Origin of the sequence: Aquimarina discodermiae (assembly GCF_040786235.1) — a bacterium.
In the GTDB taxonomy this organism is placed as follows: domain Bacteria; phylum Bacteroidota; class Bacteroidia; order Flavobacteriales; family Flavobacteriaceae; genus Aquimarina.
On the sequence record NZ_JBFMKP010000008.1, the window covers coordinates 104,435 to 125,633 of the forward strand.

The 21,199-nt window shown below is 34.8% G+C and carries 7 protein-coding genes; 6 read left to right on the forward strand and 1 reads right to left on the reverse strand.

The window, feature by feature from the left end; genetic code table 11:
- Nucleotides 1-50 precede the first annotated feature (50 nt).
- The 3 genes from ABW636_RS06925 (at nt 51) to ABW636_RS06935 (ending at nt 9,728) form a co-directional block, all read left to right on the forward strand.
- A complete protein-coding gene (locus ABW636_RS06925) occupies nt 51-1,856 on the forward strand; it encodes a polysaccharide lyase (protein WP_367589233.1) in 1,806 nt (601 codons plus the stop codon).
- 157 nt (nt 1,857-2,013) lie between these two features.
- Nucleotides 2,014-4,200: a polysaccharide lyase gene (locus ABW636_RS06930; RefSeq protein WP_367589234.1), complete on the forward strand. Its 2,187-nt coding sequence runs from the start codon at nt 2,014-2,016 to the stop codon at nt 4,198-4,200.
- Between the two features lie 503 nt (nt 4,201-4,703).
- On the forward strand, nt 4,704-9,728 hold the full coding sequence (locus ABW636_RS06935) for an Ig-like domain-containing protein (RefSeq protein ID WP_367589235.1): 5,025 nt from the start codon (nt 4,704-4,706) through the stop codon (nt 9,726-9,728).
- A gap of 933 nt (nt 9,729-10,661) precedes the next feature.
- Here the strand turns inward: ABW636_RS06935 and ABW636_RS06940 are convergent.
- Nucleotides 10,662-14,375 (reverse strand): T9SS type A sorting domain-containing protein, encoded by a 3,714-nt coding sequence (locus ABW636_RS06940; RefSeq protein WP_367589236.1) that lies wholly within the window; start codon nt 14,373-14,375, stop codon nt 10,662-10,664.
- A 938-nt stretch (nt 14,376-15,313) separates the two neighbouring features.
- Here ABW636_RS06940 and ABW636_RS06945 point away from each other — a divergent pair.
- Genes ABW636_RS06945 through ABW636_RS06955 form a run of 3 tightly spaced genes read left to right on the forward strand, consistent with a single transcriptional unit; the run spans nt 15,314 to nt 21,198 of the window.
- Entirely contained in the window at nt 15,314-17,425 is a 2,112-nt protein-coding gene (locus ABW636_RS06945; RefSeq protein WP_367589237.1) for a hypothetical protein, read from the forward strand.
- Nucleotides 17,426-17,428: 3 nt separating this feature from the next.
- Nucleotides 17,429-20,536 (forward strand): hypothetical protein, encoded by a 3,108-nt coding sequence (locus ABW636_RS06950; RefSeq protein ID WP_367589238.1) that lies wholly within the window; start codon nt 17,429-17,431, stop codon nt 20,534-20,536.
- A gap of 17 nt (nt 20,537-20,553) precedes the next feature.
- Nucleotides 20,554-21,198 (forward strand): hypothetical protein, encoded by a 645-nt coding sequence (locus tag ABW636_RS06955; protein WP_367589239.1) that lies wholly within the window; start codon nt 20,554-20,556, stop codon nt 21,196-21,198.
- The last annotated feature ends 1 nt before the right edge of the window (nt 21,199 follow it).

Sequence of the window (21,199 nt, forward strand, 5' to 3'; positions counted from 1 at the left end):
TTCCTAACATTCAAAACATGACTCTTTTCACACAAAGAAACCTAATGTCAATGGTTTTATTATTCGTAACCATTACTTTTTCTGCTCAGCAGAATAGAATATATCAAAACAACTTTGATCATTTGCCCGTAGGACAATACAATGAGGAAGAAATTAAAGAAGCGCTTGGAGCTCATTTTTGTAAAGGAGCAGATGAAGGTCGAGTTTTTATTACTGAATTTCGAGATAGAGGAAACGTTTTAAAAGTTAACTATCCTAAGGGAAAAGTAAAAACCAATGATAGCGGTATGCATACCAAAGTCTATTGGGATAGCTATGAATCTTTTGATGAACTATACTTTAGTTATAACGTATATATACCAGAAGATTTTGAATTTAGAGCAGGAGCTAAATTACCGGGTTTGGCCTATCAAACAAAAAACAAAAACATGTCTCTTCGTTTGATGTGGAGAAAAGATGGACTTTTAGAATTTTATAATCATTTTGAAACTAGACCAACATGGAATGGCTGGAGGGCATCTGTAAATTGGAGTTTATTAGATCCTTATGAAGAGCCAGGAGGACCACAACCAGATCAGGCAAAATTGAAAAAAGGTACATGGAACCACATAGAAGTATATCACAAATTGAATACTCCTGGAAAAAGAGATGGGATTATGCGGGGCTGGCTCAACGGAAAATTGGCTATAGATATAACCAATAACGAAGATTATCGTCAAAATGGTCAAAGTGATATCGGCATAAATAACATCTATTTATCTACTTTTTTTGGAGGAAGTAGCAATGATTACAAACCTACTAAAGATTTGTATGCTTATTTTGATGATTTTATAGTATCAAAAACCAGAATAGGAAATGATTCTGGAGAAGATAATAATCCGACATTTAGCGTTTCATTTAAAACACCGTCCAAAGATCTTACAGTCGAAGAAGGTTATGATCTAGAAGTTGAAGTTGACGCAAAGGATAATAAGGGTTCTATCAGAGAAGTTAAATTATATATTAATGATAATTTTGTAAGAAGAGAACGAAGATATCCTTATACCTGGGGTCATCAAGAATCACCCAACCCCAAAGAATTGAATGGTCTTTTAAGTGGTAAATATATTATTAAAGCAGTAGCAACTAATAACAAGGGTAAAAGTGAAGAAGCTACCTTCAGACTTACGGTTAAAACCAACGACAATTGCTTATTTGTATTTCCAGATACCAAAGGGCTTCAGCCTCTAGATAATGTACTATATAAGTATGCACATATAACAGGTGCCAAGAGTCCTCGGTTTTTAAGAAACTTTGTGAATTTTTCGGCCAAATGGAATCCTAAGTACAATGCCTTATTTAAGTTTGCTTTTCAAACCAATGATGGCACTCCTAATTGGTATGCAGATTTTAGTAAAACAGCAGTCTTTCAACTTAAAGCAGCCAATCCAGAGATCACTCTTAGAAACACAGGTTTTGAGGGGTTAGATGGTAGTTATTGGGTTACCATGAATAATAGCGAGTTAGTTCTAAAATCTAAGAATAGTCAAACATTAATTTGTTTTAGTAATTCTTCTCAACCTCCTGTTTGTATGCAAGGAAAAAACCAAAAAGTTATTTCCGTTCATAATTCACAAAAGCTCTTGATAAATGAAAATCCAGTAAAAGATGTCCTTTCCATAAAACATTTACCAGTATCGGCATATCAATTAGATGTATATTCACTTGGCGGAAATATCATTCTTTCCAAGTCGCTTTCAGCAAAACAATCGCACCTCGATGTGAACGTGAATGAATTACCTAATGGTATTTATTTCTTAAAAGTTCATGCTCATCATCAAGAAGCACTCAAGACAAAATTTGTAAAAAACGAATAGCTCCCAAAGGTTATTAAAATGACTTACATAATCTATAAAACTGTCTTGTCGTCAACTCGATAATTGAAAACCATTATAAAATAATATCTAGAAGAAAACAATTTTTTAGCAATAAACTATATAAAAGAAACACTCAGAATTTTAACATAAACTCACTATGAAAACAAAGCATTTAGTTATCAATAGCTGGCGAATTATGATAGTACTCATACTATTTATAATTTCTGGAGCCAAAGCACAAAACTGCAATAACAATAGATTAATCTTCGATCAAAATTTTAATCAATATAATGGACAAAATAAACAATACACTCGTAGTCTAGCGAATAATGATTTTCCAAGAATTGCAGGTCGAACCTCTGGGGGTAATGTTAGAGGACTAAGTAACCATTTCCCACAAAGAAATCGAGTAATTAACGGAGAGTTACGTGCAGAATACACTAAAAATGATGCTAGTGGTAGAAGTGGAGGATTTGTATTTGACAACAGTTTTAATGGTGTTGAAGAAGCCACCCTTGAGTATAGGGTAAAATTTGCCAACGACTTTGTTTGGGCCACTGGAGGAAAACTTCCAGGGCTTGGTGGAGCTTCTACGTCAAATGGAGCACAACCCGCTGGTTGCACTCAAAATCAAAACACAATTAAGAATGCATTCTCTGCTCGCTTAATGTGGAGATCCAATAGAACACACACACAAGCACCATATCTTATTCTCTATGACTATTTACCAAATAGACAAACACGTTGTGGAGGTAATACTCGACTTGGGAATTTAACCCTTCAAAAAAATAAATGGTATACCATAAAACAATATATCAAACTAAACACACCAGGTCGAAGAAATGGTATTTTAAAAATGTATGTTAATGGTCAAAAATTACTAGATCAAGACGATGTATTATTTCGATTATCAGGAAAAGGAAGTGTTAAAATTAATTCTATTGTTATGCATACCTATAGAGGAGGTAATCGCACAGATCCAGTATGGCATTCTCCTCAAAATGACTACGCATATTTTGATGATTTTAAGGTATGGACCAATTGCTCTGGTTCTGGTGGAGGAGGCAATCAATCTCCTACAGTATCGATTACTAGTCCATTAGGCAATACAACAGTTCAAGAAGGATACACAAGTTTTGAAGTAACCGCAAATGCTGCCGATAGCGATGGTTCTGTAAGTAATGTAAAGCTATATGTTGATGAAACCCTGGTTCGACAGGAAAATGTAGCTCCTTATACCTGGGGTAATGGAGACAACATAGGCGAATTACTAGGCCTGTCTGTAGGTAACCATATCATAAAAATCGAAGCTACCGATAATGATGGAGCAAAAGCCGAAACAACTTTTACTTTGAAAGTAGGAGGTAAAACTACAAATCCTGTTGTTTCTTTTATAAGTCCTTCTGGAAACTTAACGGTACAAGAAGGATATGATATAGAAGTTGAAGCCAATGCTACAGATGATGATGGAACGATAAACAATATCAAATTATATATCAATAAAACCTTAGTAAGACAAGAAAGTATCGCTCCATACACATGGGGACATGTCGGATCACCCAATCCACAAGAAGTTAATGGGCTTTCTGAAGGAATCTATACTTTCAGAGCAGTAGCAACTGATAATGATGGTAATACAAGTGAAAGTACATTTACCTTAACCGTAAAAAGTAATGACGGAGGTGGCAACGACGAGAACTGTTCCTTCGGAACACCAATTGCGAATGGTATTTCTGCAATGAATAATGTATCATATACTTATGCCCATGTTTTAGGACAAGGTGGTCCCAGTCTTGATAACTTAAGACGATTCTCCATTAATTGGAACCCTACCTATAATGGCCTATATAAATTTGCAATCATCACGAAGAATGGAGTTCCAAATTGGTATGTAAACTTCTCTGAAACAATGAATTACCAATTAAAAGATGCACAGCCCGAGGTGACTTTAGTTAATACTGGATTCGATGGATTAGATGGATCATATTGGGTATCACAAGATGGTGATAACTTGGTTTTAGTGTCTAAAAATCAGGATTTCAAACTTTATTTTAGTAACGCCACTCAGGCTCCACAATGTGCTCCTCCTGTCTCAAAAGATGATTTTCAAGATATAGTACTGTACCCTAATCCGATTAAAAATGATGTTTTGTCCATCAAAGGACTTAAAAATCAAGGAGTGTCTATACAAGTATTTAGTTTGATTGGAAGCAGAGTTTTATCTAAAACAGCAAAAGGAATGAACACCTATAACTTACCAGTGGGAACATTAAAAACAGGTAATTATATTTTAAAAATAACAAGCAATGGAATAAACAAATCATTGTATTTCACAAAGCAATAATTATAGTTTTAATCTGAATTTTGATTCATCTGAAATGCGTCAGTTCGATACCAAACGAATTATAAAATGCGACATAAGATCTTTGGTTGCTTTCTTTTCTTATAAAACTGTAAAATTCTTGCATGGCTATAGTAACGTAAGTTTTTTACAATGAAATAAGGGAAGAAAAGAGCAACAAAACTAGTAGTGTTTTATGGTTTATTTGGCATGAAATTTTGTTAAGAGTCTTGTCCTTCGACAGGCTTAAGGTGGCTCGGATTTTTGTTCTGAAAACTTTGTCATCTTGAACCCTTCGATAAACTCAGGACAGGCACTGTCGAAAGACCGATACAATTTTTCTCTACATCATCTCGAGCGTTGTCGAGAGGTTACCACGAAAAATTACTCGAATTGACGGTTTTTTAGTCTAAACCCCATCAGGAGAAGCTATTGTATCCTGAATAAATCAGATTATTACACAAATAATTGACACATAAATATCAAATCGTTAACACACAAAAATCATGAAAAAACTAACAAAATCAATAATAGCATTACAACGTATTTCAAAACGAAATAGTTTCGTAACGGTAGTGATACTAATAGTCCTAATGTTTTGCGTTGGTAGACTTTTTGCTACCAATACTGTTCCTACACCCAAGGTCACTTCTTCATATGATTGTGCCCCTTATAAGAGCTTTGCTACGATTAGACCCATTACTTCAGGTTTATGGACCAACGCATCTACCTGGCCCAATGGTACAAAACCAACAGTAAACGATGATGTCATTGTCCCACCAGGAATTAACTTAATTATGGTTGGTGTGTGCAGGGCAAATAATATTACTGTACAAGGAAAGCTGAGTGCAGTAAATTGGCAAGCAGAAAATACTTGGATCGACTTAGAGGCACGTAGTATTATGGTGTCTAATGGCGGTAATATGGAAATCGGGACTGAAGACCAGCCATATTTTGCTAATAAGTCCCCTAGTGGTATTAGATGCCAAATTACACTTACCGGTAATAAAATAAACAATGCTCCTGCATCCTATAAAGCTATTATGGTAATGGGCGGAGGTCGTTTAGAGCTTCACGGAAAGAAAAAAATGAGTTGGACCAATCTTTCTAATACAGCTAATGTTGGTGCAACTCAAATCACCTTAAAAGAGGCTGTTGATTGGGAAGTAGGAGATAAAATTGCATTAACTGCTACAGGTTTAGCCAGTGGCCAGACAAAATCCTGGAACAATGTGGATGTAACCGAGATTATAGCTATTAGTAGTAATAAAAGAACACTTACCCTAAAATCTCCATTAAATTATAAACATATAGGAGGAACAAAATCATATACCAGAGCACGAGATAGAAAAACCTGGGATGTGAATATACAGGGAGAAGTAGGTTTATTATCGCATTATATCAAGATCCAAGGTAAAATGGATGGGAATAATGAACAGACAGGATTTGGAGGACATATTATGCTAATGAAAAACTCTATTGCTCATGCAGAACACATCGAATTGTATAAAATGGGACAGAAAGCAATTTTGGGAAGATATCCGTTTCATTGGCATTTAAACGAAGATAAAGCACAAGGCAGTTATCTAAGAAACAGTAGTGTACATAAATCTTTTAATAGAGCCGTTACCATTCATGGCACAGATTATGTAACAGTAGATGGCGTTTTTGCCTATGATCATATCGGCCATGGTATTTTCTTAGAAGATGGTGGTGAACGTTTTAATACGATCAAAAACAACGTGGTATTTGTAACAAGACGACCAAAATCTGGTGAAGAACTAACCCCTTCTGATAACCAGTTTAATGCTCCCCAAAACCGAACACCAGCTTCTTATTGGATAACTAATCCGAATAATTATTTTGAAAATAATGTTGCAGCAGGAACTGAAGGAACAGGTTTCTGGTTTGCTTTTCCCAAAAAACCACTCTTTAAATCTGGAGATTTACCGTATTTTCAAGGTCAGGATCCTACCAAACAACCATTAGGGCGATTTGAAGGTTTTGTAGCACATACCTGTATGACGGGTTGGGATGTATTTGATCAATTAAATCCAGATCATTCTATAAAAACTAATTTTGGATGGGATGTAAATAACAGACAACTTATAAAAGACGGATTGTTTTATGGAAATGATCAAGCTTTATACTGTGGACTAGGCGTTGGTGGTACAAATAAAAACACCGTTTTTTACAATTGTGTTTTCAGTGATAACAAAACAGGTTCTATGCTTGCTGGTGATCTTACCATAGAGAACAGTCTTTTTAATGCAGATACAGAACTTGGTGTTTTTAATGGCGTACGTGAATTTTTTAGATTTTATGATGGCCCCGGCAGACATATCGATTGTCATTTTGAAGGATGGAACCGATCAAATACCGAGATGATTAAACAGATTACAGGAGGAGGAGCTACAGAGAATTTCAACCCAACCTTTAGAGGAACAACCAAAGGTTTTTCTGAATCTTTCCCATTTAGATTTTTCCCATTACCTAATACAGATGCTACACGTTCAAGAAAAATAGGACAGTTTTTTAAAGATTATGATGGTGGATTAACAGGTAAGGCCCATACTACCATAATTAGAGATATTGCTTTTCTTAGAGATGGACATGAGTACAGAGATCCTTCCTGGAGAAATGCTGCTCGTTCAGATTATTACTTTGCAGGACTATGGTTTGCCGGAATTAATTCAAGCGGAGTCCGGTTATCTGTAGTTCGTTCTAAACCTGGAACAGAGGATGTTTGCTTTTACGAGTCTGGAAATAGCTCATCGGGAACCTACAAATTCCCAATGATTGTCAACGAAGGTTTTCTTTATACTTATTATTTCGATAAAGCACCAGCAAATAAAAGTATACTACTCATATGGAACAGAGGGGATGCTGGCGATCTTGGATATGCACGTTTTAAAGGTTTAGGAAAACTTGGTAATTTTAGAGTAAATGGGGTTCCACGTTTGAATTCTATTGCGGCGGTAGAAAATGCCACGAATAATGCCTATTTTATTGCAGGAAACGGTGATGTATATATAAAATTTAGAGCTGCCGACGGCGACACCAGAGTAAATATTACATTAAACTGGAACCACAACGGAAGTTTTCAGCCTACAACCCTGCCTTGCACAACCAATGACCTTAATGGAGTTACTGCGGCTGATAATGATGGCGATGGAAGACCAGACATTGTAGAAATCGATACCTGTAGTGACCCAAACAATGCTTCTGATCTTAATTTTGGGTTTCATAAAACTTCAGAAAATTTTCAACAGTTTAATACCGCTGCAGCAAATACAAACAATGAAGTATATTGGTTGATAAGAGCAGATAATTCTAATGATCCGTATATTGTAAGAAGTGGTCTAAAATTTCAGGGAAATCAAGTGCCACAATTAAAGATTAGGGCTAAATCTGAAGCTGCCGGTGCTTTTCAGGTATTCTGGGCAACAACAGATCAACCAGATTTTGCAGCAAATCGATCGGTAACGGTAACCCCACAAAGCACAAATGTTTTCGAAGAACTTGTATTTGACATGAGTAATATCAGCACTTGGATGCAGAAAACAATCACAAAAATTCGATTAGACTTTCCACCAGATACATCTGCACCAAGGCACACGTTTATTGATTATATTCATGGTCCAGATGCATCTGATGAACCATGTAATCAAATACCAGAATTTGTATTTACCAGACCTACTAATACGGTAATAGAAGAAGGTGACAGTCTAGGGGTTGTAGTTACCGTTAGCAGTGGAAATGTCGCCAATATTAAATTGTACCTAAATGATATATTAGTAAGACAAGAAAACGGAGCCCCCTATGAATGGGGTACAGCAAGTACAACTCAAGAAGATGCCGCCTTATTAAACTTAGCAGCAGGAACTTATGTATTAAAAGCTGTTGCAACAAATAACCAAGGAGCATCAGTTACTAAAACAAAAATCATTAGAGTAGAAAAAACCGAACCAGTGGCTCCTATTGTTAGTTTCCAAAAACCCAATAACAGTCAGTTTATTGAAGGAGATAATTTGGGTGTAGTGGTTAATGTTTTAGATCCTGATAAAACCGTGACAAATGTTAAACTATATATTAATGATGTATTCGTAAGGCAAGAAAACGTAGCTCCTTATGAATGGGGTACAGCAAATACATCTCTAGAAGACAACGCCTTATTAAATTTAGCAGCAGGAACTTATGTATTAAAAGCTGTTGCAACAAATAACCAAGGGGCACCAGTTACTAAAACAAAAATCATTACAGTAAATGGAACCGAACCAGTCGCACCTATTATTAGTTTCCAAAAACCCAATAACAGTCAATTTATTGAAGGTGATAATTTGGGTGTAGTGGTTAATGCTTCAGACCCTGACGGAACCATAACAAATGTGAAACTATATATTAATAATGTATTAGTAAGACAAGAAAACGTAGCTCCTTATGAATGGGGTACAGCAAATTCTGGTCAAAATGATACTGCATTATTAAATCTTGCTATAGGAACTTATATTTTAAAAGCAGTCGCAACAGACAATGATGGAGCAAAAGCCAGTACATCATTTATAATAACTGTTACTGGTAGAACTAGCAATCAGAAACCAAGTATCTCTTTGATACATCCATCTCAGGAGAATCAAGAATTTACTTTAGGACAAGTCATTACCCTAACTGCAAATGCTTTTGATCCTGACGGGAATTTAGACTACGTCAATTTCAATATAAATGGTGCTCTCTTTAAGCAAAATCATACAAGACCTTTTAGTACAATTTGGACACCTACAAAAGTCGGGACATACACCATAAGAGCAATAGCTTTTGATGAAGAAGGGTTGTCTAAAGAAGTATCAAGAACTGTGATAGTCAAAAATAATAAAGACACTACTAACCATTGCGGATTTGGAACACCATCAAATAGTGCTCTTAGCCCTCTGACTCAAGTAACTTATAATAACGTGCATGTGTTAGGAACGGGCGGGCCTAAACTGAGCAATTTCAAAAAGTTCACAATTGATTGGGCTCCGCAGAACAATGGACTATATCAATTTGCCATTCATACTAATAATGGATCTCCAGGCTGGTATGTAAATTTTAAAAACTCCATGACTTTCCAGTTACAGAAGCCACAACCAGAAATTATGTTAAGCAATACTGGTTTTGAAAAATTAGATGGATCGTACTGGGTGACAAAAGATGGAGACAATCTTGCATTAGTTTCTAAAAATGAAAACTTCACTATTTACTTCAGCAATTCTGTCAAAGCACCTCTTTGTAATCATGAAAGATCAAAAAATGATTGGGTACAAATCAAAGTATTTCCAAATCCGATTTTATCCTCTTCATTCATGGTATCAGGGATGCCTTCAAAACTAAAAACGCTGCAAATAATAAATCTGAATGGAGTTGTGATAAAAGAGATAAAGAGTAAAAATGAAACGGAACTTCTAGAAGTTTCAGAGCTACCATCTGGATCTTATATTTTGCAAATAAAAGCAGTGAGGTTTAAAAAATCATTATTGTTTGTTAAAAAGTAAAAATGAGATAAATAATCCTCGAGGCAAACCCGTGAGACATTCAACAAAAATAATTTTTAAAGTTCCGAAGCTCGCTTCGAGGTAGTAAAAGATATCCCGCTGAAAAAGCGGGATTAGTTCAACTATCTATTTTGACGGCATTGCTACACAGTTTTTTAAAATAGAGTTTCATTTATAAAATTCATCCAGATAGGATGCTAACAAATATTTTCAGGGTAGCTTTTTTGATTGTAGTTACTATGAACAATGTAAATGTTTAACAACAAAAAATTCAACAAAAGAGGCTGCTTTTTCAGGCAGCCTCTTTTGTTTTTTAACCCGTACTATACATTAGAACTTCGTTATGAAGATTTCAAGTGTAATAAAAATTGTTATATAATTAAATCTATAGTATTTGTTCATGCTGAACTCGATTCAGCATCTTATTAAAATCTGTACCATACAGAAAAAAAGACCACAAACCTGATTTGGGATGACATTATATAATTGATTTGTATATTTAAATAAAAAATAACCCCAATAACTCGAAATATATAAAGTTATTGAGATTACATAAATCTTAATTAGCTATATCTATTTAATTCTGAATACCCATAAATAAACAGGAACTATTTTTAGAAAAAAGCTATACTCCTTATTGAACTGGTTTAAACTTTTTTGATTCATGCGAAAAACGATGATTTTTTGGTAATTGAAATGTTTTTTGCACTTCATAGCAGTGCTACGAAGTAAGAAAAATATGAAAATTGGGTGAAAAAGGGCATTTTTATAGCGAATTGAAAAAAGTTTAAACCAGTTCATTATAATGTTTGTTAGCATAGCTTAATTCGATTCATCAATCTAGCAAAAAATCATTGTAATTATTTATGCGAAATTCTCATCCAAAAATCGTATAAAGCCCTGCACTAAAGTGCAGGGCTTTAGTATACACTACTATTGTTTAGATAGCTTAATTACACCGGTCATATCACCAGAGAATTTTGCAAAATAGAATCCAGAAGCAAAGTTTGAAGCATCCCAAACAAAACCATCTCTTAAATTAACATCAGAATTGACCTGTACTAATCTTCCCACACTGTTATAAATCTTAACTGTAGTTTTTCCTCCTGATTTCGGCAAATCGTTAAGCCCAAAATTGAAAACAAACTGATCTTGAGAAGGATTAGGATGTACCGTAGCGCTTCTAAAAGCCTTTACTGATGCCAGCTGTATTGCTGTTGCTCCAGTCTTAACTTCATCTGAACCAGTAACGTCTCCAAAAATCTGAAACCTTTGATCCATGGGTGATGGTATTTCTATAAGTGCTACAGATGCTGCTGTCCAATCTATGGCGCCAGTTAAGAATAGGTTAAAAGGATCAATAAACTGTGTTTCATTACCTACAGTATTGTCCTGAGAAGACCAAAACCATAGATTACCAAATGAACTAAATGCCAGATTTGCATATACCGATATCCAATACTTACCACTTTTTAAAGTAACCACTTCAGGAAGAGTTATATTTAGATTCGAATCATTTAAATCTGATGTAGGAGCTAGCTCTCCACTGTTATACACTTCATCACCAGGAACTCCATCATTGTTAGTATAAATAACTACGGTAGCGCTATTGAAGATAGGATTTCCTCTCGCATTACCAAAAGCTAATATTCTATTGATATTCCAGATATTTCCTTCGGGAACAACAAAATCATCAGCTGACTGAGTAATAGCCCCAAAGTCCACAAAATTTTGAGATCTTATATTAGTTACTTCAGGATTTATTTGCTCATAAATTGAAGTTTCTTCTATCTTGACGGTAAAACCTTCAGAAACCTGTTCTTCTCCAGAAGTTGCAATAAAACCAATAGATACCTCTCCTATAGTATCTGAAGCATAAGACAGCGTCAAAATATCTCCTTCCAAAGTAGCCGTCACTAGTTCTGGATTGGTATTGGTTACTTCGATATCAATGGGTAACCCCTCAGATTGTACAAATAAACCGGTAATATTTATTTTGGTATCTTCACTATTTTTAAGTATTACAAAATCATCTAAAGGAAATGCAACACTTAGCGTAGGCTCTGGTAGCTCGTTGAAGATTGGAAAACGGGCACTAAATATGCCACTACCCCCTGATGCAATAGCTATAAATCCATCTTTTCTAACGGCTACCTCATCGGTAACTGCGTTTCCTATTCTAAAATTTTCTTTTCTCCAAACTGTATTTTCTCCGTTTAACCTCATGGCATAATATAAACCTGTACTAGTTGCCGCATATACTTTTTGGAGTCTCGCTTCAAAGCCATCATGGCTACTTCCAAAAAATGCAGTACTTCTTACCGAAGGACCATTACCTGATCCATCTGGATTTTCCTCTAAATTACCACTAATATTGGTCCAGGTTTCTCCCGCGTTATCGGTAACAAAAATACTCGGGATACCATAGTTGGAAAAAGTAACAATAACATGATCAGAGTTTGAAGGGTCTACGTTAATATCATTAATATACCCAACTGGTAACCCCTTACCTGTGGTAAGATCTACCGCAGGTTGCCCATCGACATTAGCATTATCCATTCTAAACACCTGACCCTGATTAGTCCCATAATACAGTCTATTAGCTACCGGGAATTTGGATAAGTCTAAAGCTGTCACCATACCTTCGGTTACAGTAGATGTTTTTAAATTTACCCAATTTACTTCAGTGGGTTCAAGAGACGATAATGGCACTTCATCCAGGTTATGATTTCTCCAAATCGTATTTCCTGCCAGAGCATACATTACATTATCATTGTTAGGATCTAATACAAAAGGGTTTACAAATGCAAATCCGTTTGCGCTTGCAGGGTGAACGGTAGTGAAAGATACCCTATTTCCTTCTTCATCTAAGTTAAGGCGACGAATGATCCCATTTTGAACAGAAACGTAATGTGTTCTTCCATTGTCTGCAATAGCGCTATACCCCCCATCAGCTCCTAATTGTTCATCCCAATCATCATTAGGATTTGTAGAGTTCGTAAACCAAGTACCATTATCCTGAAATCCTGCTAAAAGATTTTCATTATCAGACTGCGGATCAAAAGCAACATGATAAGAATGGGTGGTTATATAATTATTATTTAGAGATTCCCAGGTGACTTGTTCTGCCTTTTCATTTACCACAGTAATATCCTCGGTTAATGATAATCCCCCATCATGACCTGCAATAGCTTTATTTGGATTAGACGGAAAAAATACTAAAGCATGTTGATCTGCATGTTGATTGGTATAGGCTGCTCCTCTACCAATAGTGTTTAACAAAATATCTAACTCGCCCGGCCCATTGCCTCCTATCCAGGATTCTGCTCCTGCTAGTGTAGTAAATCCTGTAGTTGATCTGTATAAACATGTACCACCAACAAATACGATATTTGATTGTGTTGGATGTACTTCACACACCATATTATATCCTCCTTGAAGGTTTAAAATACCAAGGCCAAAATTTACGAATAAGTTGAATGGTAAATTCTCAGTAAGGTCTACCCAGGTTTCTTCTGGTGTGGTAGCTGATGCATCATATCTATATAAAACCGCTGGATCCATCGTAAAATTCAGATTTACTGTAAAGAAATATACGACATCTTCATTCGAATGATCTATTCCTATTTTACTTCTTCCGTAGAACTGAATAAAATTAGGGGGTGTAATGTTTGTCCAGGTCTCTCCATTGTTGTTAGAGGTAAAAAAACCTGCATTAGGAGCTGCATTATAAAATGTTGAAGCATAAAGTATCCCGGTAGATGTAATACTTACCTCTACAAAACTGTCAGGCCCCGTTTGTAGCACTTCTTCAAAAGTATTTCCTCCATCTTGAGATCGAAACAGTCCACTAAAAGTAGCAACAAACAAGTCTCCGTTAGTAGGGTTGATTACCAAATCATTAATAAAATCAAATGCAGAGTCAAAAGCACCAATATCTTGATTAATTGTAGCCTTCAGTTCTCTCCAGGTACGTCCTCCATCTTGTGATTTAAAGATCCCATTCCCCTGAAACAAAGCTCCTTCTGCACTAACCCCAGCTTCAACTCGTTCTCCTGAACCATAATACCACGTTGATCCTTTACCAGGGCGAGGATCTTGTACAATTGCAGTTACACTAGGGTTTTGAAATCGTCTTGTAACTTTTCTCCAGGTACGACCTCCATCTTTTGATCTACAAAGACCACCAGACACCCCACCAGCTAAGATCACATTCTCATTATTACGATCTATGGCTACTGCCCTAGTCCTGCCCCCTACATTACCCGGTCCTCGGTTTTTCCAGTATGAAAAACTTGACCCCTTAGAAGATTTTGATGCCCGTTGTAATGATTTTTCAGCATCATCTCCAATGGCGATCTTACGAGAAAATTCAATTTCAGCTTGTCGAATTCCCTGTGGAATTTTACCCGAGGGATCTTTTAAACGCTCAAATTCAAATTTTGCTCTCTCTATTGCGTCTTCTCTTTTGAGCACGATGTTACGATAATCTATTGAACCTTGATCACTACTAAACACCTGTTGATTTTTGAGTGTTTGTTTTTTTGACGGTTTTGCCTGAGATTGCTGGGCATTTGTAAAAGAAATAGTACACAATATTGCTATTCCCAAAACTAAAAGTTTAGAATAAGATAAAAGAATTTTCATGTTATTTAATGATTTTATGTGTGAATATTAAGTTGAATTCGATTTTAGATATAACACAACCTGATTCTATAGAGTTAGATGGTGATCAGGGTTTTGATATAGTATAGTACTATTTGCCTTTATAAAAGTAGTTGGGGATGATTCAAAACTTTCTTCTTTTTCACAAGAGAAGAATAAAGAAATTGCTAAAAAAGTGTAAAATGGCAAGCTGGTTTGTACATGATCATAGGTTTTTAAGGTTCTTATAAAATTACATTTTATTATTGATAAATTTTAGTTAATTGTATGAATGGTGGCTTTGATTGTATGAATGGTCTAAATAACTGTGTGAATGGTTTTTAAATCACAAAAAATTATAATGCAAAATTTTATGCTGGTTTAGAAATATAATTTATGTACCCCAAATCAGGAACGTCCAAACATTTTAATCAAGATCATCATATTTTGACACAGCTCAACAAACACATTATAATCTGGGATAAGGAGTCAATGAGAGATAAAAATCAATGTATTGTATTTTAAGTATCAATTTATCGAATACTCAAAAAACAAAGCTGCTATTTCTTTTTGCTTTTGATTCCTGTAAAATTTCACCTTTAATAGCTTTTTCCTGATTTTCACACAATCCCTTCACAAAAAGCATGTTATTCACATACGAATTATATCCCAACAACAAATTAACACTTACTTAACATTTGTAAAAATGAGTTTGTAGTTTTTTTTTCTAATTTTATGTCATAAATAAGGGACTTATTAATAAGTTTCTATATATGGAATGTAGTTTGTTCCTTCCTACCTGGCTTACTACTTATTTTTCCAAATTAGATGATTATAGTACTAATCTTAGAAATAACTTCTAGGAAAAAATTCGTGTTGACACATAAACATGTCAATACCTCTATATAAAATTTTTAAAACATAAAAATAACCCCTAACGTATGGCAGATTTTTTCTTCTTTACCGATGTAGATGCATTGTCAAGTAATCAAACACAAGAACAGGCTTTTGGGCCGGTTGTCGGTAGTGAACAAACACAATACAGGATTACCTCAGGATTTACTACGAATACTGATGCCAAGGCATACGCTATGTGTTCGGGACAGGTTTTTTTACAACCTCATACAGAAAGTAGTAAGGTAAATATTATACTGCGTCCTTTAAGACAACCCATTAAAGGGTTACCAATTAAATACGTTATTTATAGAGGGTTAAAAAAAACTGATTTTATCCCTTCTGGGAATACCGAATTAACATCATTCGCCGATTCTGATTCAGGTTCAGAATTTATAAAATTGATCTGGAAACAACTTAGAGGGTTAGATGATACCATTACTACATTTCCTGCAAAATGGATAGGATATGACCCCGCTAATCAAACAAACGACACTTTAATCGACGATTATTTTTTTAAAGCAGATGCTTATGGAGATGATAGTAATGAAACGCTAAAACCTTTTGAGTTTCCTATGATTCCTGCAGGTACAGAATTAGGGAATTTTACAGGAGAATACGGGTTGGATATTGTTTTGCATAACGGAGATTATAAAGCAAACAAATCAGACACTGGTTTTTTGTTTGATTTGAAATATGCCCGTGCCACACAATGCTCAATCAACACTACCATAATCCCATCGGGATACTCAGAAAAACAATATAGAGAGGCAATACATCATTTTATAGACCCGGCAGCTTTTTATGGACTTTATAGTACAGAAAAAAATAAAGTTCAGGTATATACCAGTGGTACTAAATCTTCTATAAAAAGAGATGAGTTGTATAACAACATAATTTCTTTCTTTAACACCAAAAACAAAGTATATATTAGAATACAAGGGCATTTAGGAAGATCTTATGATTATTATGGCACCTATAAAGAAGTAGTTGACAATGAAGATATCATCAGAATGGGAGTTTCACAAAATCAGATTCCCTCCTATTCGTATCCTCATCATAAATGGCCGATTATTATTCAGGGTCAGGAACAAAACCACAGTGAGGATCAAAACAGTATATATCTGCAATTAGTATACAGTAACGGCTTAGAACCATTACTTTATGGACAAGTAGCCACTATGGCAGATACTGCAGAAAACAATTTTCTTACCGCTACGCAACTGATTCCTGAAACTGTAGCAAACTCTAATGGTAATGCTATACCTACAGGATTGACCAATCCTATAAAATTAACAATAAATGCAGTTGATGGCGCTACGGGTAAAGTCAATATTGCAAACTATATTCATCTACTATACTTAGGAACAGAACTAAAAGCAACAGATACTACAGGCATTGAACATAAAATAAAACCCATAGATACACTTTTTGGTCCGGTGGGTATAGAGCATTTAATTACCAGTGTCAACGAAGAGGTAATCAGGAGCAGTGTAAGCCACTTATACAATTTGTCATTTTTTGAACAGGATAAATCAAAAATTGTAACACAAACTAAAATCATAAATGATAAGTCTTCTTATCAAGAAGGGGATACTTCAAATATTCAGGATCGTGTGATTTACGAAACTTCTTTGATTAGAGGGTTGGGTTTAGGAATTTTTAACGCAACCAACCCTGTAAACGCTACCCAAAGTGCTAGTACGATTCAATATTCACAAAAGGATGATAATCATTATAGAATAGCGCTTCCATATTTTTTAGAGACCATTATGTTTTCGGACAATGGAAAAACAACTACAGGATTAAAGATAGAAGTTTCAAAAAATATCCAAAAAAACAAATATATTCTAGGATTGACTAGAAAAGAAAATGATCTTTTAAAAAATGCTATTGAGATCTCCAAAGGAATAAATACTTCGGTTTTTTTGAAAGAAATTGACTATCAAAATTTTCAGGTAAATGAAGTTTCCTTCTCAAAATATAAAGTATGCATTTTGATGGAAAATTCTGATGGCGTATTACAAGTCATAGAGTTGAGTGAAGCGCTACATATTTATAGTTTGGATGACCAAATGTATTTTTCATCCGAGTTTTCAAAAATCACCTCTTCTTTGTTTAATCCAGAAGAGATCATAATTCCAAATTTTGACTTATAAGATATGGCAGAAGCAGTAATTCTAAAAAACGGAAGAATTGTTCGGATTAGTAATATGACTCCCGGTACACTTAAGTTTTTTAACACAGGGTATCTCAAATCTTTCGAATATCAAGGAAATATTTATCATGCTACAGAAGGAAAAGAATCTGGAAAATACGCAGGGTATAGAGTTCTTAATCAAGTACTACGGTTTTATGCAGATATTGGAGTAAGTAAACAGGAATTTAACCGCTCAAGATTTTTAGATGCTGATTTTATCGATGCAATTCCGCAACAAAAGGATAATAACGGAAGTATCATAACAGAAGGAGACACTATTATTTATGAAAGACGTAAACTTGGGTTAGCTTTTGACAAAAGTATTTGTTTTGGGTTGTTTAAAGCACCTTATATTGTCGAAAACGTGCTAGATTTTTTTGGAGAAAAACCAATTGCCATAAAAGATTCTGTTGCAGATCAAGCTTTAGATTGTGATAGAATTCCGAGCAATTCTGTTGCCTATAAATTTTATTCTGATTTTTTTGGTATCCCAGAAAATCGTGTACCATTAGAACTTAGAGCCGATATCGCTCAGTATATACATAATATAGACACCTACATTTATAAAGAATTTTTGGGAGGGTATAATAACGAACCTAGTGTATGGGAAGTGATAACATTAATAGCACTATTTGGGAATTACTCAAAAGATTTTGAAAATTATGATGCTTATATAAAAAGTGCCAACAGAGAGATTCTTAATAACTTATATAATGAATTGAAAAAATACTATAATTCTTTCAGAATAAAACTTATTCAAATAAAAGAGAGCAGTATTTTGAGTAAAAGAATAAGTCTTGCAATGGGAATGCCTTTTAATGCTTTGATTCCAGTTACTGTAGAAGAGAAAATTGAAATATTGGATTATTTGGTGACAAATAATTTTTTATCAGAAATATTCCTAAGAGAAGAAGCAGAACAATTGGTGATTAAAGTAATACGATCCTTTGATAATCCTGTATCAAACGACATCAATATATTTCTTGAACAATTGATTAGCAAAAAATATCTGGACGGTCAAAAACAGATTACCCTTTTTGAACGCCTATACGAGAGTATGAGTACCAATTGGAAAATAACCGAATTGGGGAAAAACATCTCTAATCGGGCATTTGATACGGATTGGCAAGTAGACAATACCAAAGGAGCACTTTGTAAGTACTTGTATCAACTATGGATTGTGAGTCAATACAACCCCTATGATTATCTTACAGGGGCATTTAAAAACGATGCTATAGGATTCATACGTCGTGATACTAATGATCAAATAGCTTATGAATTAGAAGGAATAGAACATGTTGATGCAAATGGACAAATACAAACCTCTGCGACACCAGATCCTTCAAAGCAGTTTTATTATACTCGATATGTAGCATATGATCCAGAGATAGTATATCATCCCAAGGCAACAAATATAGAACAAGCATTTGTAGATATCGGAAATTCACTAAAAAAGGAAGCTGCTCCTATTCGAATATGTTATAAATCCCAAAAAGAGCTTTTTGGCGTATATAGGGATAATCATGATTTTAATTTTGATGGAGAACATATCAAGGCGTATCAAGATAAGCATCTAAAAATAGCCAATGGAGCAGAGCGAAAAGAGGCTCCTGTATTATACGGTACTTATAAGATATATCAACCTATAAGTCTGTTTGACACCGATCAAGAAACCAAAATCCCCATACAAACTGTAGATGGAGCGCCTGTAAATATAGGTGGCGGAAATATCAATTCGCTTATTCCCGTTTTTATGCTAAAATACATAGACGACGCTGGAGATCGTGATGATATACAAACCGTTTTAGGGATAATTATAGAAGGACTTCTGGCGGTTACAGTGGTTGGTAATGCCACAAAACTATATCACTTACGACATTTATCAAAAATACATTATGCCTCCTCGGTGATTGGGATTGTAGATGCCACGGTAACTACTATGAGTTTCCTGTTAAATTTTGTAGATCAAAACGATTGTGACAATAATGATTTTTGTAAAAACCTAAGAGGACTTTTGTTTTGGTTAGAAATGGCCACACTATCTGCCGATGGTATTGCTTCTGTAGTAGCTTCACGACAGGCACAACGCGTTGCACAGGCAGCAGGTGTAGTAGAAACCGATGATATTGATGCCGCAACCCAAAAAGTAAGACAGGCACTAGGAGGATCAGACCAGGCACAAGACCCTGCTTATCTTATCCTACAATTTGCCAACAAAGCTTCTGGAGCAGAAATCATTGCAGAATATGCAAGTAGAGTTAGGGAGCTGACAAAAAAATTAATGACCGATTCGAATGAAAATTTAAGAAAAAAGAGCTTTGACCTAGATCACTATTCTATTGAAGATATATCCCAAATTGTGGAACACACACAACAATATACAGTAGTATTAGGAAATACATTTGTCAATAAAAACAGTGATTTTGTAAGGGTTGGGAGTTTAATAGGAAATGAAGATGTTAGTAAATTAATTTCTTTAGGCGAATTAAAAAAACAAATCTCGTTTTATTACTTAGAAGTGTTAAAAAGAGGATTCCCTTCTGGCTTTTTAAATTTGATTCAATATAAAAAGTTTTGTAATGAGGCCAGAGACTTTTTATCAGAAAGAATCTCCAACCTCATTGATGAATATGATTTTGAAGGTGCTTTTATAGACTTTGATTGGAAAAACGATGTAACTTATATTATACAAGGCTCGGCAAATAGGAAATATAAGCAGGGAGACCCTATTGACCCTAATACGCCAATACCGGATAGTGGTAATCCAAATGACCTCGAATTTGCTATGAAAATGAAACCTCATGATTTTGATAATTTTATGCAAATTATTATTGAAAAATTACGGAGTGAAGGCAGAACAAGACTTGCTGGGCGGGCTCAATATTTTCAAAAAAAGGGATTTGCAAAATATAATGATCTGGAAAAGATCTTAGATAAAGATATTTTAGAGGATTTACGAGATGTTATAGCAAACAATAGTACAACCTTTAAAAATGACGAAATAGATTTTGCGATCGTAAAAGAAGGAGGATATTATGATTTAGGGCCAGAATTACCCTTTAATTACTAAAAAAATAACTAAAAATTATGGAAGAAATTATATATAGAGACCGGTTACAAAACGTCATAACAGAAGCGCAGGCTTCTCAGCTCGAAGAATACGATAAATACTATTTAGAAAATAATGAAGTCGTTCGGTTTGAAAAATTTTCTAAACATCCTCGTCGAAGGGGGGGGGGGTATTATTTAAAACCAGACGAAAATGTACAAGACTATATTGATCAATATGTAACCCCCATAGGGATATGGATGTTTTATTATAATAAACAAACCAATGCCTATGGGCACACAGCTTGGGATTTCATATTATATCATGACAATGTGATTAAAGGCAAAAGAAAAGAATGTTATACTGCCCAAAATGAGTTATTAGCTATGATAGACTTGAATATAGAAACAGAAGAACCAAAATTCGGTGTAAAATATTATTATAATCCTGATTATTACCTCCCTGAATTACTACCCGAATTGATAAGTTTTTCTTATAAACCTAATAGCAAATACGAACCTATATCAATACGTATAAATAATTCGAAATTAGGTGATCCAGATAAGGTATATACTCCAGAAGAATATCAAACCATGCCAAAAGTAATGGCAGTATTGCCCTTGGATCAAAGTTCATATTATCATGATATTTTACCCGTGCTGCCTACCAATCCTATTACGTAAA